This window comes from Streptomyces clavifer (genome assembly GCF_036345975.1).
Taxonomy (GTDB): Bacteria; Actinomycetota; Actinomycetes; order Streptomycetales; family Streptomycetaceae; genus Streptomyces; species Streptomyces clavifer.
On record NZ_CP107793.1, the window covers coordinates 1395453 to 1411019 of the forward strand.

14 protein-coding genes and 1 pseudogene are annotated in these 15567 nt (G+C 72.0%); 7 read left to right on the forward strand and 8 right to left on the reverse strand.

Features of this window, described 5'->3' with window-relative positions; all coding sequences use genetic code 11:
• Positions 1-52: 52 nt before the first annotated feature.
• Positions 53-970: pseudogene (locus OG927_RS05805) on the forward strand (TDT family transporter); the annotation flags it as partial.
• Here the strand turns inward: OG927_RS05805 and OG927_RS05810 are convergent.
• The 4 genes from OG927_RS05810 to OG927_RS05825 all read right to left on the reverse strand — a co-directional run bounded on the left by OG927_RS05810 (position 960) and on the right by OG927_RS05825 (position 6207).
• On the reverse strand, positions 960-1748 hold the full coding sequence (locus tag OG927_RS05810; RefSeq protein ID WP_307840670.1) for a helical backbone metal receptor: 789 nt from the start codon (positions 1746-1748) through the stop codon (positions 960-962). The pseudogene OG927_RS05805 and the gene OG927_RS05810 overlap by 11 nt on opposite strands.
• A 13-nt stretch (positions 1749-1761) precedes the next feature.
• Positions 1762-2307, reverse strand: a complete 546-nt coding sequence (locus OG927_RS05815; protein ID WP_056786599.1) for a helix-turn-helix domain-containing protein — start codon at positions 2305-2307, stop codon at positions 1762-1764.
• Between the two features lie 179 nt (positions 2308-2486).
• Positions 2487-5123, reverse strand: a complete 2637-nt coding sequence (locus OG927_RS05820) for an ABC transporter permease/substrate binding protein (protein WP_209470848.1) — start codon at positions 5121-5123, stop codon at positions 2487-2489.
• Positions 5116-6207: a quaternary amine ABC transporter ATP-binding protein gene (locus OG927_RS05825; protein WP_079099354.1), complete on the reverse strand. Its 1092-nt coding sequence runs from the start codon at positions 6205-6207 to the stop codon at positions 5116-5118. Before OG927_RS05825 ends, OG927_RS05820 begins: the two co-directional genes overlap by 8 nt.
• Before the next feature lie 262 nt (positions 6208-6469).
• Here OG927_RS05825 and OG927_RS05830 point away from each other — a divergent pair, with 262 nt between their 5' ends.
• Positions 6470-7378, forward strand: coding sequence for a 5'-3' exonuclease (locus OG927_RS05830; protein WP_056786593.1), 909 nt, complete (start codon positions 6470-6472; stop codon positions 7376-7378).
• Positions 7379-7443: 65 nt separating this feature from the next.
• Positions 7444-8286 (forward strand): siderophore-interacting protein, encoded by an 843-nt coding sequence (locus OG927_RS05835; protein WP_124282884.1) that lies wholly within the window; start codon positions 7444-7446, stop codon positions 8284-8286.
• 68 nt (positions 8287-8354) lie between these two features.
• Here the strand turns inward: OG927_RS05835 and OG927_RS05840 are convergent, their stop codons facing one another.
• Positions 8355-8996, reverse strand: coding sequence for a MerR family transcriptional regulator (locus tag OG927_RS05840; RefSeq protein ID WP_330319806.1), 642 nt, complete (start codon positions 8994-8996; stop codon positions 8355-8357).
• Positions 8997-9151: 155 nt separating this feature from the next.
• Here OG927_RS05840 and OG927_RS05845 point away from each other — a divergent pair, with 155 nt between their 5' ends.
• The 4 genes from OG927_RS05845 (at position 9152) to OG927_RS05860 (ending at position 11988) form a co-directional block, all read left to right on the forward strand.
• Entirely contained in the window at positions 9152-10063 is a 912-nt protein-coding gene (locus OG927_RS05845) for a hypothetical protein (RefSeq protein ID WP_199862752.1), read from the forward strand.
• Complete coding sequence (locus OG927_RS05850) at positions 10060-10524, forward strand: ABA4-like family protein (protein WP_124282882.1); 465 nt, start codon at positions 10060-10062, stop codon at positions 10522-10524. Before OG927_RS05845 ends, OG927_RS05850 begins: the two co-directional genes overlap by 4 nt.
• Before the next feature lie 127 nt (positions 10525-10651).
• Positions 10652-11236, forward strand: a complete 585-nt coding sequence (locus tag OG927_RS05855) for a sigma-70 family RNA polymerase sigma factor (protein WP_056786578.1) — start codon at positions 10652-10654, stop codon at positions 11234-11236.
• Positions 11233-11988 (forward strand): anti-sigma factor, encoded by a 756-nt coding sequence (locus OG927_RS05860; protein ID WP_056786575.1) that lies wholly within the window; start codon positions 11233-11235, stop codon positions 11986-11988. Before OG927_RS05855 ends, OG927_RS05860 begins: the two co-directional genes overlap by 4 nt.
• A gap of 54 nt (positions 11989-12042) precedes the next feature.
• Here OG927_RS05860 and OG927_RS05865 read toward each other — a convergent pair whose 3' ends face one another.
• Genes OG927_RS05865 through OG927_RS05875 form a run of 3 tightly spaced genes read right to left on the reverse strand, consistent with a single transcriptional unit; the run spans position 12043 to position 15565 of the window.
• Positions 12043-12855, reverse strand: a complete 813-nt coding sequence (locus tag OG927_RS05865; RefSeq protein ID WP_330319807.1) for a DUF1295 domain-containing protein — start codon at positions 12853-12855, stop codon at positions 12043-12045.
• Positions 12852-14246, reverse strand: coding sequence for an SAM-dependent methyltransferase (locus tag OG927_RS05870; protein WP_124282881.1), 1395 nt, complete (start codon positions 14244-14246; stop codon positions 12852-12854). The genes OG927_RS05865 and OG927_RS05870 overlap by 4 nt, the downstream gene beginning before the upstream one ends.
• A complete protein-coding gene (locus tag OG927_RS05875; protein WP_372450646.1) occupies positions 14243-15565 on the reverse strand; it encodes a class I SAM-dependent methyltransferase in 1323 nt (440 codons plus the stop codon). Before OG927_RS05875 ends, OG927_RS05870 begins: the two co-directional genes overlap by 4 nt.
• Positions 15566-15567: the final 2 nt, after the last annotated feature.

Genomic DNA, 15567 nt, shown 5'->3' on the forward strand with positions numbered 1-15567 from the left:
CCCCCGGCTCCCCTCCCTGCGGCACCTCGGCCCCAATTGGTACGCGACGGTCATGGGCACCGCGATCGTCGCGACCGCCGGCGCCACGCTCCCCGTCCGGCTGCCCGGCCTGCGAGCCGCCTGCGTCGCGGTGTGGGCCCTGTCCGCGGTCCTGCTCGCCGTCGTCCTGGTGGCCCGCGCCGGGCACTGGTACCTCCACCGCGACCAGGCCGGGGCCCACCTCCTGGATCCCGCCGTCGCCCCGTTCCACGGCTGTCCGCCCATGGCACTGCTCGCGGTGGGCGCGGGCACGCTGGTGGTCGGCCGGGACGTCATCGGGCACCCGGCGGCCGTCGCCGTGCACACGGTGCTGTTCACCCTGGGCACGGTCGCGGGTCTCGCCGCCGCGGTGGCGATCCCGTACCTGATGGTCGTGCGCCACCGCCCGGCGCCCGGCACCGCGTCACCGGTCTGGCTGCTGCCCCTGGTGGCCCCGATGGTCTCCGCAGCGGTGGGTCCGCTCCTGGTGCCCGAGCTGCCGCCCGGTCAGTGGCGCGAGGCGCTGCTGCTGGCCTGCTACGCGATGTTCGGGCTGTCCCTGCTCGCCACGCTGGTGGCCCTCCCCCTGGTCTTCGCCACCCTGGTGCACCGGGGCCCGCCCCCGCTCGCCCTGACCCCGACGCTGTTCCTGGTGCTCGGCCCGCTGGGCCAGTCCACGACCGCCGTCAACCAGCTCGCCGATGTGGCACCGGGTGCGATCGCGGCCCCCTACGCCTCGGCCCTCGGCGCGTTCGCCGTGCTGTACGGGGTGCCGGTGATGGGATTCGCACTGCTGTGGCTGGCCCTGTCCACCGCGCTGGTGGTGCGGGCGGCGCGCCGCGGCATGGGGTTCACGATGACGTGGTGGGGGTTCACCTTCCCGGTCGGTACGTGCGTCACCGGCGCGGCCGGGCTGGCCCGGCACACCGGACTGGCCGCGTTCACCTGGCTGGCCGTGGCCCTCTACGTGCTGCTGGTGGCGGCTTGGGCGGTGGCGGGCGTACGGACACTGCGGGGGCTGGCCGGCGGAGCGCTGCTCGCAGCGCCCCGGCCGCCGGGACCAGTGACGGCCCGTACCACGTGAGGTGGCGGCCGTCGACGAGCGCGGCCGGCACCCCGGGGAAGGCCTCGGGGCCGTCGAGGGCGGTGAAGCGGTACGGCTCGTCGGGCAGCACCACCAGCTCCGCGCCCGCCGCGTTCAGTTCGGCGAGCGGGATGCGGGGATAGCGCTCGGGATGGTCCGCGTACACGTTGCGCACCCCGGAGCGGGCCAGCAGGTCGCCGGCGAACGTGTCGCGGCCCAGCACCATCCACGGCCTGCGCCAGACGGGCACGATCGCGGGGCGCGGGTTCCCGGGAGGCGGCAGCGCCGCCCACGCGGCCTCGGCCTCGTCCAGCCAGCGGGGCCGGCTCAGTCCGCACCCGGTGACCAGGACCCGCTCCAGCTCGGCGAAGGCCTGGCCGAGGGTACGGACCTCGGTGACCAGGACGTCCAGACCGGCCTCCCGCAGGGCTGCCAGGTCGGGTTCCCGGTTCTCCTCCTCGTTGGCGACGACGAGATCGGGGCGCAGCGCCACGACGGCCGCGACGTCCGGGTTCTTCGTGCCGCCGATCCGGGCGGCGGTGAGCCCCGCCGGGTGCGTGCACCAGTCGGTGGCGCCGACGAGCATCCCGGGGCCGGTGACGGCGACGGCCTCGGTGAGCGAGGGGACGAGGGAGACGACACGCACCGCCGGGTCCTCCTCAGCGCCGTGAGTCGTACGTCGCGTCGATGTGCTCGGCGACCGCGACGACCAGCAGCCGGGTGTCGGGGACGGTCGCCCGCCACCGGTGCCGGACCCCGCCGGACAGGAAGAGGGTGTCGCCCCGGCCGAGGCGGTGCGCCTGCCCCTCGGCCTCGACCTCGACGGCGCCCTCGACGACGTACATCACCTCGTCGTTGCGGTGCTGGAACTCGCGCCCGAGGTCCTGCTCGCCGACGAACTCCAGGGCGCTGAGCTGATGACGGCCGCGCACGAGGCGGCGTACGCCGTCCCCGGCGCCCGCCCGCACGACGTCCACGGCGCGCGCCGAGTCCGCCGCGGCCCGCAGCCGCTCGGTCGTGGTCTCCAGCGCCTCGGCCACCCGGTCCAGCGACCGGGGGCTGGGTCTCGCCCGCTCGTTCTCGATCTGGCTGAGAAACGGTACGGACAGGCCGCTGCGCCCGGCCACCACGGCCAGTGTGAGCCCGAGGGTCCTGCGCCGTCGGCGAACCGCGGCACCCACCCGAAGGCCTTCCTTGTCGTCCATGTCCGGCTCCCTCCCCGGATCGCCATCCTCCCGGTTGCCAGCACCCTACGCATGTCGTTCGCGGGATGGAGCGGAAGTGAGTGGACGGGAGACCCTCCGAGGACTCCTTGGAACAAGCCTGAGGGGGACGGCGCCGGTTCGCTACCGGGGCCGTCCCCCTCGGGGGGACTGCGGGTGGATCAGCTGCCGACGGGCGCCAGCTGGTCCACCACGTCGGGGTTGGCGTCCATCCAGGTGCGGGCGGACTCCTTCTCCTTGCCCGCACCGCCCTTCTGGATCTCCACCTCGAGCGAGGCCAGCTGCGCCTCACTCAGCTTGAAGTCCTTCAGCCAGCCGGTGAACTCCGGGAAGTCCTGGGCGAAGTCCTTCTTGGCGACCGTGTGGATCTGCTCGCCCTCGCCCCAGGCGCCCTTCGGGTCCTCGAGCTTCTTCAGGTCGTGCTTCCCGTAGGCCCAGTGCGGCGACCACAGGGTCACCACGACCGGCTCCTTCTTCTTGATCGACCGGTTCAGCTCGGCGAGCATCGAGGAGGTGCTGGAGGAGACGACCTTGTACTCGCCCTCCAGGCCGTACTCCTTGAGCACCTTCTTGTTGAGCGTGCCCATCATCCCGGCGCTCGACTCGATACCGATGATCTTGCCGTTGAACTTCTTGCCCTGGCCCTTGAGGTCGGCCAGCGAGTCGATGCCCTCGACGTACGACGGGACGGTCAGCTCCAGCGAGGTCGGCCCGTACCAGGAGCCCAGGTCGGTGAGGTCGTCCTTGTAGCGGTCCCAGTAGTCCTTGTGCGTCGTCGGCAGCCAGGAGTCGAACTGGACGTCCAGCTGTCCCTGCGCGAGACCGGTGTAGAGCGGACCCGGGTCGAGCTGCTTGACCGTGGTCTTGTAGCCCCGGTCCTCCAGCATGTTCTGCCAGAGGTAGGTGGACGCGATGGCCTCGTCCCACGGGAAGTACCCCATGTTGACGGTCTTGCCCGCGTCCTTGCCCTCCTGGGTGCCCCCCGCGCCGCCGGGCAGCGGGGCCAGCGTGTCGACGAGTCCCGGGTTCTTCTTCAGCCAGCTGCGTACGCCGTCCTGCTCCTTGCCCTGGCCGGCGTCCTGGATCTCGTTCTCCAGGCTCGTGAGCTGCTTCTCGGTGAGCTTGAACTTCTTCAGCCAGTCCGCGACGGCGGGGGCCTTCTTCGCGAAGCCCTTGTGGGCGACGGTGTGGACCTCTTCGCCCTTGCCCCAGGCGCCCTTCGGGTCCTCGAGCTTCTTCAGGTCGTGCTTGCCGTAGGCCCAGTGCGGCGACCACAGGGTCACCACGACCGGCTCCTTCTTCTTGATGGAGGCGTTCAGCTCGGCGAGCATCGAGGAGGTGCTGGAGGAGACGACCTTGTACTCGCCCTCCAGGCCGTACTCCTTGAGCACCTTCTTGTTGAGCGTGCCCATCATCCCGGCACTGGCCTCGATGCCGATGATCTTGCCGTTGAACTTCTTGCCCTGGCCCTTGAGGTCCGCCAGCGAGTCGATGCCCTCGACGTACGACGGGACGGTCAGCTCCAGCGAGGTCGGCCCGTACCAGGAGCCCAGGTCGTCCAGCTGGTCGCTGTACTTGTCCCAGTAGTCCTTGTGCGTGGTCGGCAGCCAGGAGTCCGTCTGGAAGTCGATGTCGCCGCGGGCGACGCCGGAGTAGAGCGGGCCGGCGTCGAGCTGGGTGATGCCGGTGGTGTAGCCGCGCTGCTCCAGGATCTCCTTCCAGAGGAAGGTGGAGGCGATGCCCTCGTCCCACGGGATGTAGCCCAGGTTGATCTTCTGGCCCTGGCCGACGTTCCCGTCGGAGGCCTGGCCCTTCCGGGCGTCGTCCGAGCCGGAGCCCGCGATGTTCAGACCGCCCGCGACGAGCGCGAGCACGACGACACCGGTCATCGCGACGGCGGTTCCCGGCTTGTAGTGCGTGAACTTCAGGCGACGCGCACCGGCGGCGACCTTCGCCGCGGCACGGCGGCCGAGCGGGGAGACCCGCTCGTTGAGCGCGCCCGTCATCCGGTCCAGGTACATGGCGAGGATGACGACGGCGATGCCGCTCTCGGCGGCGAGGCCGACCTGGAGCTGGGTGATCGCGGCGTAGACCTTCTCACCGAGTCCGCCCGCGCCGGCCATGCCGCCGATGACGACCATCGACAGGGCCAGCATGATGACCTGGTTGATCCCGGCCATGATCGTCGGCAGGGCGAGCGGCAGTTGCACCCGGGTCAGGGTGTCCTTCGGCGTGGTGCCGAACGCCTCGGCCGCCTCGACCAGCTCGCTGTCGACCTGGCGGATGCCCAGCTCGGTCATCCGGACGCCGGGCGGCATCGCGAAGACGATGGTGGCGATCACGCCGGGGGTGACGCCGACGCCGAAGAACATGACGCCGGGGATCAGGTAGACGAAGGCCGGCATCGTCTGCATGACGTCGAGCACCGGCCGCAGCGCGGCGCTGACCCTGTTGTTGCGCGCGGCCCAGATACCCATGGGCACGGCGATCACGATGGTGATCACGGCCGCCACGACGACCAGCGAGAGCGTGGCCATGGCCTCGTCCCAGAGGGCGAGGGAGTCGATGAGCGCGAAGCCCACGAAGGTGAGCGCCGCCGGGACGACGCCGCGCAGCCAGAACGCGATGACGGCGAAGATCGCGGCCATCAGCAGCGGTTCACCGCCGCCGAGGACGGCGTTGACGCCGTCGTACATGCCGCCGAGGACGGCCTTGATGGCATCGAAGATCCAGGTGAGGTTCGACTGGAGCCAGTCGACCGCGCTCTCGACCCACTCGCCGAAGGAGACCCTAGGCACCGGCGTTCACCTTCTTGATGTCACGGGGGGCCGGGACCGCGGCCTCGACCTGCGGTTCCTCGCCGAGCGCGGCCAGCAGCCGGCTGCGCGGCACGACGCCTATGACGCCGCCGTCCGCGTCGGTGACGGCGACGGCGACCCCACTGGTGGAGCAGGGGGTGAAGAGCTCGGCGATGGGCGTCTCGGCGGACACCGTCGCGGGGGCCCCGGCCATCAGGTCCGCGTCGGAGCGGCCCGCTTCGGGCTCCTCCATGATCGAACCGGCGGTGAGGACGCGGGAGCGGTCGACGTCCTGGATGAAGGAGGCCACGTACTCGTTGGCCGGCCGCACCAGGATGTCCTCGGCGGTGCCCTGCTGGACGATCTCGCCGTCCCGCATCACGGCGATCCGGTCCCCGAGGCGCATGGCCTCGTTGAGGTCGTGGGTGATGAAGACGATGGTCTTCTTCAGACGCTTCTGCAGTTCCAGGAGCTGGTCCTGCATGTCGCGGCGGATCAGCGGGTCGAGCGCGCTGAAGGACTCGTCCATCAGCAACAGGTCGGCGTCGGTGGCGAGAGCGCGGGCCAGACCGACACGCTGCTGCATGCCGCCGGACAGCTCGTCGGGCCAGGACTTCTCCCAGCCGGCGAGGCCGGTCAGCTCCAGCGCCTCGGTGGCGCGCTTCTCACGCTCGGCGCGTGCCACGCCCTGGACCTCCAGGCCGTAGGCGGCGTTCTCGAGCACGCTCCGGTGCGGGAAGAGCGCAAAGTGCTGGAACACCATGCTGATCTTCCTGGATCGGACCGTACGCAGGTCACGGGGGCTCAGCGCGGTCAGGTCCTGCCCGTCGAACAGCACGCGTCCGGCCGTGGGCTCCAGGAGGCCGTTGAGCATCCGCAGCAGTGTGGACTTCCCGGATCCGGAGAGCCCCATGACGACGAAGATCTGGCCCGGTTCCACGGTGAACGATGCGTCGATCACCGCTGCGGTCGTTCCGTCGGCGCGCAGCTCGTCGCGGTGGGTCCCGCTCTCGAGCTTTCGCACGGCTTGATCGGGTCGTCTGCCGAACACTTTGTACAGGTGCTCCGCTTGCAGCCTTGACACATACACCTCACGCGTTGAACCGAAAACGGTCTGCCACCCCCGCCGGCAGACCGAGGAGCGGTGCGGATCCGGTCCGCAGAACACGTACATCAGTTGCAAAATGGACGTGGTCCGCTCCATTGGCGCGCCTGCCCCCACTTACGCCACCCAAACACATGTGTGATCCAGCTCACCCTTCACGGCCCGCCGGCCCTGGAACCGCGGCGTCCGCGGCGGCCGTGTCGGAGGGGTGCGGCATCATCGGGGTGTGACGCGACGCCTGATGCTCCTCGACACCGCCTCCCTCTACTTCCGCGCCTACTTCGGCGTGCCGGACTCGGTGCGCGCACCGGACGGCACACCGGTCAACGCCGTGCGCGGGCTGCTCGACTTCATCGCCCGGCTCGTCCAGGACCACCGGCCGGACGACCTGGTCGCCTGCATGGACGCCGACTGGCGCCCGCACTGGCGGGTCGAACTGATCCCGACGTACAAGGCGCACCGGGTCGCCGCCGAGACTCCCGCGGGCGTCCCCGACGAGGAGGAGACCCCCGACACGCTCTCCCCGCAGGTCCCGGTCATCGAGGAGGTGCTGGACGCCCTCGGCATCGCCCGGGTGGGCGTCTCCCCGTACGAGGCGGACGACGTGATCGGCACCTTGGCCGGCCGGGCCACCGGGCCGGTCGACATCGTCACCGGGGACCGGGACCTCTACCAGCTGGTCGACGACGCCCGCGAGGTGCGGGTGCTGTACCCGCTGAAGGGCGTGGGGACGCTCCAGGTGACGGACGAGGCCTGGCTGCGGCAGAAGTACGGCGTCGACGGGGCGGGCTACGTCGATCTGGCACTGTTGCGCGGGGACCCGAGCGACGGCCTGCCGGGGGTGCCCGGCATCGGCGAGAAGACGGCGGCGAAGCTGCTGGACGCGTTCGGCGACCTGGCCGGGATCATGGCCGCGGTGGACGATCCCGCGGCCCGGCTGACCCCGTCGCAGCGCAGGCGGCTCGACGAGGCGCGGGACTACGTGGCGGTCGCACCGAAGGTGGTCCGCGTCGCCGGTGACGTACCGCTGCCCGGCTTCGACCCCGCGCTCCCCCGGGAGCCCCGGGACCCCGAGGCCCTTGAGGCCCTGGCGGCCCGGTGGGGCCTGGGCGGCTCCCTGCAACGCCTGCTCCTGACGCTCCAGGCGTGAAGATGCTAGCTTAGGTATACCTAAGTAAGTGGAGCCTCGTAGAGGTCGGAAGCAGGGAGAACCTCGTGGCAGAGCGGCCGGCACGGCAGGCACCTACGGCACAGGGAGCGCAGGTCGTACGCACCGAGCAGATCACCCCGCACATGGTGCGCGTGGTCCTCGGCGGCGACGGTCTGGCGGATTTCACCCTGGAGGGCTTCACCGACCACTACCTGAAGCTGTGCTTCGCCCCTGAGGGCGCGGACTACGCACACCCCTTCGACATGGCCAGGATCCGTGAGGAGTACCCGCGCGAGCTGTGGCCCACCACCCGCACGTACACGGTGCGCTCCTGGGACCCCGTCGCCCGCGAGCTGGCGATCGACTTCGTGGTGCACGGGGACGAGGGGCTGGCGGGGCCGTGGGCGAGCCGGGCCCGTGTCGGCGACCAGGTGACCTTCCTGGGCCCCGGCGGCGGGTACGGGCCGCAGGCTTCGGCCGGCTGGCACCTGCTGGCCGGCGACGAGAGCGCACTTCCGGCGATCGCCGCCGCGCTGGAGCAGATGCCGGTGGGCGCGGTGGTGCACGCCTTCGTCGAGGTGTCCGACGCCTCGGAGGAGCAGAAGATCGTGACGCCGGACGGGGTCGAGGTGACCTGGCTGCACCGCGGCGACCGTCCGGTCGGCGAGGCACTCACCGCGGCGGTGAAGGGGCTGGACTTCCCCGAGGGCGAGGTGCAGGCCTTCGTCCACGGTGAGGCGGGCTTCGTGAAGGAGATCCGCCGGCACCTGCGACTGGAGCGCGGGATCCCGCCCCGGCAGCTGTCGATCTCCGGTTACTGGCGCCTCGGCCAGAACGACGACGCCTGGCGCGCCGTCAAGCGCGAGTGGAACGAGCAGGTGGAGCGGGAGCAGGAGAGCGCCGCTTAGCGCCGCACCCACCCCCGCACCCGGAGCCCGGTCACCGTCCACCACGGCGACCGGGCTCCGTGCCGTTCTCACCCCTGTCCGCCCTCGTCCCGGTACGCGCGGGCGGACGCGTCCACGTGCGCGAGGCGGCGCAGCGCCGCGAACATGGCCTCGCCGAGCACCGTACCGACGACCACGCTCTCCACCAGGTCCTCGCGGGCGACCCGCCGTCCGACGTAGTCGAGGTCCGCCCGGGCGACCGGCTCCGCGGCGTCCGCGTAGACGTCGAGCAGTTCGACGAAGCCGCCGTGTCCGGCCCTGCGCAGAGCGGCCAGCACCCCCGCCAGCGCCTGGCCCGCCGGGCAGTCCGCCTCGGCCCGCCAGCCGCGCCGCTCCAGCAGCGCGGCCACGTCCTCGCGGGCGTCGATCAGCTCGGGCCCCACCTCGTCGCCCTCCGCCGGGGTGATGCGCTTCGCCGCGACCCCGAGCACCTTGTGCACCGGCTGGGCCGGATCGTCGACCGCGCCCAGCACCTCCGCGATGGCCGAGAGGGAGAGTCCGCCGACGTCGAGCAGGGCGCGGATCAGCCGAAGCCTGTTCTCGTGCCCCTTGTCGTAGCTCGCCTGGTTCGGGCTGGTCAGCCGGCCGGGAGGCAGCAGGCCCTCGCGTACGTAGTACTTGACCGTCGGTACCGGGACCCCGGACCTGCGGCTCAATTCACCGATGCGCACTGTGCGTTCATCCTCCGGAGCTTGCCAGGCCGACCCTCGTCACTCATAGTACCCCTACCGGATAGTGGACAGCACTACTATCCATAATGGTTCTGGGGGTATCCATGTCTTCATGGCGCACGTGGCACCGGCCGTTAGTCCTCTTCTCCGCCTCGATGGCCGTGATGGCCGTCGTCGGAGCACTGGGGCTCCTGGTCGACGACCGGGTCGTCGCGGGAGCGCCGATCTGGGCCAAGCCGTTCAAGTTCGCCGTCTCGTTCGTGCCGTACACACTGACCCTGGCGTGGATGCTGACACTGCTCACCCGCGGCCGGCGGGCCGGCTGGTGGGCCGGCACCGTCGTCGCGCTGGCCTGCCTGGGCGAGATGGTGCTCATCACCGGACAGGTGGTCCGGGGGAAGCGCAGCCACTTCAACTACGAGACGCCGTTCGACGCGATGCTCTACAACGCGATGGCCGTCACCGTCGTGGTCCTGTGGGCCGGCACCCTCGCCATCGCGGTGCTGCTGCTCCGTTCGCGCATCGCCGACCGCGCCTCCGCCTGGGCCGTGCGGTCCGGGGTGCTCATCGCCCTGGTGGGCGCGGGCGTGGGATTCCTGATGTCGCAGCCCTCGGCCCAGCAGCGGGCGGCCGGCGATCTGGACGGCGCCGACGTGATCGGCGCGCACTCCGTCGGCGTACCGGACGGTGGGCCCTCCATGCCGCTGACGGGCTGGTCGACGACCGGCGGCGATCTGCGCATCCCGCACTTCATCGGCATGCACGCACTGCAGGCGCTCCCGCTGTTCCTGCTCGCCCTGATCCTTCTCGCGCCCCGGACCGACCGGCTGCGTGACCCGCGCGTGAGGCTGCGGCTGGTGCTCGTCGCCTCGGGCGCGTACGCCGCGGTCGTCGCCCTGGTCGCCTGGCAGGCGCTGCGCGGCCAGCCACTCGTCCACCCCGACGGGGCAACGCTCACCGCGGCCGCCCTGATCCTCGCCGCCACCGCGGCCGGCGCCTTCGCGGCGCTGCGGCCGGCCACGTCCCTCACGGCAGCCGACGCGTTCGACAAGGAGCCTGTGTCATGACCGGTGCACTCTTCGAGATCACCTTCTTCCTGGCCGCGCCGTTCTGGCTGCTCATGATCTTCGCGCCGACCCGGCGCGTCACCGCCCGAGTCGCCGCCTCACCCCTGACGGTGCTGCCTCTGCTGACCCTCTACGCGGTCCTGGCCGCCCCGGTGTTCCCCGAGCTCTGGGCCGCTGTGAGCAGCCCGGACATCGACACCTTCCGCGAACTCACCGGCCTGGCGAACGGCGCCGCGGCCGTCTGGGCGCAGGTCATCGCCTGGGACCTGCTGCTCGGGCAGTGGATGTTCCTGGAGGCACGGCGACTGGGGGTGTCCCCGTTCGTGATGGGGCCCCTGCTCGTGCTCACCGTTCTGCTCGCGCCGATCGGCCTGTCGGTCTTCCTCGCCGTCCGGGCGGCCAGGGGATCGGGCGCCCGCTCCGCGCGACGGCGGAAGGACGGCGCGCCGGTGCCCGGCTGACTCGCCCACGGGGTGGGCACGGCTGTGCGAGGTTCGTGCGAGGATTTCGGCCCATCGACCAATCCGCAGCGTTGTCGGCTCCGAATCATCCCAGGAAGCAGATGCGTGCCCCGGGAGGAACGTCCGCGTGAAAGAAGCCGTACACATCAGTGGGGCCCCTTCGCCGGGGCCCGATCTGCAGGAGCTGCTCGTCCTGGTCGCCCGCGGTGACCAGGACGCCTTCACCCAGGTGTACGACCAGGTCAGCGGACCTGTCCTCGGCCTGGTGCGAAGCGTCCTGCGTGATCCGGCCCAGTCCGAGGAGGTGGCTCAGGAGGTGCTCGTCGAGGTGTGGCGCACCGCCCCCCGCTTCCAGCCGTCGCGCGGCAGCGCCATGAACTGGGTGCTGACGCTGGCCCACCACCGCGCGGTGGACCGGGTCAGGTCGGCCGAGGCCGCGGCGGCGCGGGAGCACCGGGCCGCGCTGCTCGACCGCACGCCGGACTTCGACGAGGTGTCGGAACAGGTCGAGACCCGGCTCGAGAGGGAACAGGTCCGACGCTGTCTGCGGACGCTCTCCGAGCTCCAGCGGCAGTCGGTGACCCTGGCGTACTACCGCGGGCTGACCTACCGCGAGGTCGGCGAACTGCTGTCCGTACCGCTGGGAACGATCAAGACACGGCTGCGCGACGGGCTGATCCGGCTGCGCGACTGCCTGGGGGTGAACGCATGAGCACGGCCGAGCTGCACACGCTCACCGGGGCCTACGCCCTGCATGCGCTGCCGGAGGACGAGCGCCTCGCGTTCGAGCGCCATCTGGGGGCCTGCGAGGCCTGCACCCAGGAGGTACGGGAGCTGTCCGCCACCGCCGCCCGGCTCGGCCTCGCGGTGTCCGTCGTCGCTCCGCCCGCGATGCGGGAGCGGGTGCTGCGGGAGATCACGACCGTACGGCAGGAGGCTCCGTCCCACGGCCGGAGCGGGCGCTCCGGTGCCCCGGCGGGGCGGGCCGGGCGCTGGTCGACGTACGCCCTCGCCGCGTGCGTCGCCGCCGCTGCCGCCTTCGGCGGGGTCGCCGTGTGGCAGAACCAGGTCGCACGGAACGCCCAGGAGGAGGCGGCCCAGGCCCGGCAGCAGAACGAGCAGCTGGCCCGGGTGCTGGCGGCTCCGGACGCGAGGACGAGCTCGGGCGCACTGGAGGGTGGTGCCCGGGCCGCGGTCGTCGTCTCGCCGAGCGTGAACCGCGCGGTGTTCCTGGCCTCCGACATGGACCGGCCGCCCGGCGGCAAGGTCTACCAGCTGTGGTTCAACGACGACGGGAGCATGCGCTCGGCGGGGCTGATGGACCCGTCGGCGACCGACGACACGGTGCTGCTGGACGGGCCCGTGGACGGCGCCTCCGGCATGGGCATCACGGTCGAGCCCGCGGGCGGATCGAAGCAGCCGACCACGCCACCCGTTGCGCTGATGGACTTCCCCAAGGCCTGACCCGCGCTCTCATGACGGTGCCCCGGCCCTGCGGGCCGGGGCACCGTCATGAGGTCAGCCGTGCCGGACCGTGCCCGGCGGCAGGGGGAAGAAGCCGCTGGTGCGGGCCCGGTACTCCGCGAACCCGGGCCGGCCCTCCATGTGCCGCTCCAGCAGTGCCTTCCCGCTGCCCCTGGTCAGCAGGAGGCTCATCACGACGGGGGACACCAGCGTCGCCGCCGCCACCGCGGGCGCGGTGCAGACGATGAGGAAGAGTCCCCACCAGACGCAGAAGTCGCCGAAGTAGTTCGGATGGCGGGTCCAGGCCCACAGCCCCCGGTCCATGATCCGGCCCTTGTTCGCCGGATCGCGCTTGAAGCGGGCCAGTTGAGCGTCGCCCACCGCCTCGAAGCCGATCCCCACCGCCCAGAGCGCGGTCCCCGCCCAGGCCCACCCGCCCGGAGGTCCGGTCAGGTAGGACGCGGCCTGCACGGGCAGGGAGATCAGCCAGACCAGTGCCCCCTGCAGCAGGTACACCTTCCGCAGGGCGTACAGGTCGGGGTTGCCCGGCGCCTTGGCGAGCATGGCCGCGTACCGCGGGTCCTCCCCGTGGCCGCGGCCGCGCCGGCCGATGTGCACGGCGAGCCGCAGGCCCCAGACGACGGTCAGCGCGGTCACCAGGAGGCGGGTCGTACCGTCCCCGTGGTCGCCCGGCATCGCGTACGGGACGAGGGCGACGGCCGCGAAGCCGAGACCCCAGGCCACGTCGACGATCCGGTGCAGGCGCTTGCGCAGGGCGATCAGGAACGTCACGAGCATGACGGCGAGGGCGGCGCCCGCCGCCGCTGCCAGGTTCAGCCCGAAGGCCCCCCATGCGAAGCCGTTCACCGTCCGGCCCCCTTGTCCCGGTCGGCCCCGTCCGCGGGGGTGGCCGCGCCGTCCCCGCGCTGCGCGGGCACCGTGCCCGGCTCCGTGTACCAGCCGTGCCGGGAGGCCGGCATTCCGGCCGAACCTCCCGCGCCGGGCCGCACGGAGAGGATCTGGTCGACGCCCATGCGCCGTTCCTCGAAGGCGAGGGCACCGCCCACCAGGTAGAGCCGCCACACCCGGGCGGTCTCCTCGCCGACCAGGGCCACGAACTCGGGCCAGCGCTCCTCCAGGGTGCGGTGCCACGCCTCGACCGTCAGCACGTAGTGCTCACGCATGGATTCGACGTCGCGGACCTCGAGTCCGGCGCCTTCGAGGAGTTCGACCGTCTCGCCGAGCGGACGCATGTGCATGTCGGGTGCGATGTACGACTCGATGAAGGCCCCGCCGCCGGGGGCGGTGGAACCGCGGGACATCTGCTGGACCAGGGCACGCCCCTGCGGCCGGAGCACCGCGTGCAGCAGCGCCGTGAAGGCCGGGTACTCGGCGTCGCCGACGTGCTCCCCCATCTCGACCGTGGACACGGCGTCGTACCCGCCCTGGAAGCCGGGCAGGCCTGCGACGTCGCGGTAGTCGCAGCGGTGCACCTCCACGAGGTCCTCCAGGCCGCGGGCCCTCACCTCGCCGCGTACGTACGCTGCCTGTTCCGCGGCCAGGGTGACGGCGGTGACGCGGACTCCGTGCCGGGCCGCCGCGTGGAGCGTCAGGGATCCCCAGCCGCAGCCGATGTCGAGGAGCCGCGCCCCCGGCCGCAGGCCGAGCTTGTGGCAGATCAGCTCCAGCTTGTCGCGCTGCGCGTCGGCCGGCCCGTAGTCCGGGGCGTCCGAGGTCCAGTAGCCGCACGAGTAGGCCATGGTCTCGTCGAGCAGCAGGGCGTAGAAGTCGTTGGACAGGTCGTAGTGGTGGCTGATCGCGGCGCGGTCGCGGGCCTTGCTGTGCAGCGCGCCGCGGAGCCCCGCGCGGGCCGCCGGAACCGGCGGGCGCGGCCCGACCGCCCCGAGGCGCAGGGCGGTGCCGGCCGCCCTGACACGGTCGGCGAGCCCGGGCCGGGGCGCTTTGAGGCCCTGCTCGCGCGAGGCACGGCGCATCGCGCGGAGCCCGTCGGCGAGGTCGTCGGCGAGGTCGATGTCCCCGGAGATGTAGGCCTCGGCGAGACCGAGCTCACCGGGCTGCCAGAGGAGCCGGCGCAGCGCCCGGCGGGAACGGACGTGCACCGTGGGCGCGTCCGCGGGGCCGGTCTCGCTGCCGTCCCACATCCTGATCCTGACCGGCGGCGGGCCGCCGAGGAACTGCTCGATGACGGGCGCGATCCGCTGCGCGGCGCACGCCGGGGTGCCGGTGGTGGTGTTCACGCGGGGTCCTCACGGGTCAGGAGAATCTGCTGCACATCGAGGTAGCCGGACCGGAATCCGGCCTCGGAGTAGGCGAGGTAGAAGGTCCACATACGGCGGAAGGTCAGGTCGAAGCCGAGGGCGTCGACCTGCGCGGCCCGCTCCCCGAAGCGTTCCCGCCACAGCCTCAGGGTCTCGGCGTAGTGCGTGCCGAAGCTGTCGCGCCGCTGTATCCGCAAACCCGTGTGGCCGGTGGTGACGCGGTCCAGCGCCTCGGTGGAGGGCAGCAGCCCGCCGGGGAAGATGTACTTCTGGATCCATGTGTACGTGCTGCGGCTGGCGAGCATCCGGTCGTCCGGCATCGTGATGGCCTGGAGGGCGATCCGCCCGCCCGGTGCGAGACACCGCTCGAGGGTCCGGAAGTAGACCGGCCAGAACTCCTCACCGACCGCCTCGATCATCTCGACGCTGACGATCGCGTCGTACTCCCCGGTGACGTCGCGGTAGTCGCAGAGCCGCACGTCGACCCGGTCCTCGTGGCCGGCCTCGCGGATCCGGTGGCGGGCCAGCTCCTGCTGTTCCCGGGAGAGCGTGAGGGTGGTGACGCGGGCGCCCCGCGCGGCGGCGCGGAGGGCGAGTTCGCCCCAGCCCGTGCCGATCTCCAGCAGCTCGGTGCCGGGGCCGGCCCCCGCCTGGTCCAGCAGCCGGTCGATCTTGCGGTGCTGGGCCGCGGACAGGAGGTCCCGCTCCGCCGGGAAACCGCGGAAGACGGCGGCGGAGTAGGTCAGGGTCTCGTCGAGGAAGAGGGCGAAGAGGTCGTTCGACAGGTCGTAGTGGTGGCTGATGTTGTCGCGGGAGCCCTCGGGGGTGTTGGCCTGCGCCGCGGGCTGCCGCAGCGCCCACAGCCGCCGCAGCTTCTGCAGCGGTGCGGGGACGAGTCCGGCGGCGTTCCCGGCGAGTACGGTCAGGACGCCGACGAGGTCGGGGGACTCCCATTCGCCGGCCATGTAGGACTCACCGAAGCCGATCAGCCCGCCCGCGCCGAGCCTGCGGAAGAACGCGTCGGGTTCGCGGATGTCCATCAGTGGTCCGCCCAGGCCGATGCTGTCGCGGTCCGCGAGTCTGACGCGCAGCGGAAGGCGGGCGAGGGCGCGCCGTACGAGCCGTTCGGCCACGGCGGTCCTGGCTCCCGACGCCCTGGGCAGGGCGACGACATCGGGCCAGCGCTCGGGGTCCGCGCCTTTGGGGCGGGACGGGGCGGGAGCCGCCGGGACGGGGGCGCGGGGGGCCGGGGCGAAGGGCGCTCCGGGCGCTACGGGCGGGATGGGAGAGGTGGGCACCT

What these genes read in the sequence shown, in the direction of transcription:
- OG927_RS05850 (WP_124282882.1), top strand. Translation starts at nt 10,060, where the DNA reads ATGACCGGTGCACTCTTCGAGATCACCTTCTTCCTGGCCGCGCCGTTC.
- OG927_RS05845 (WP_199862752.1), top strand. Translation starts at nt 9,152, where the DNA reads ATGGCCGTGATGGCCGTCGTCGGAGCACTGGGGCTCCTGGTCGACGAC.
- OG927_RS05860 (WP_056786575.1), top strand. Translation starts at nt 11,233, where the DNA reads ATGAGCACGGCCGAGCTGCACACGCTCACCGGGGCCTACGCCCTGCAT.
- OG927_RS05830 (WP_056786593.1), top strand. Translation starts at nt 6,470, where the DNA reads ATGCTCCTCGACACCGCCTCCCTCTACTTCCGCGCCTACTTCGGCGTG.
- OG927_RS05815 (WP_056786599.1), bottom strand. Translation starts at nt 2,307, where the DNA reads ATGGACGACAAGGAAGGCCTTCGGGTGGGTGCCGCGGTTCGCCGACGG.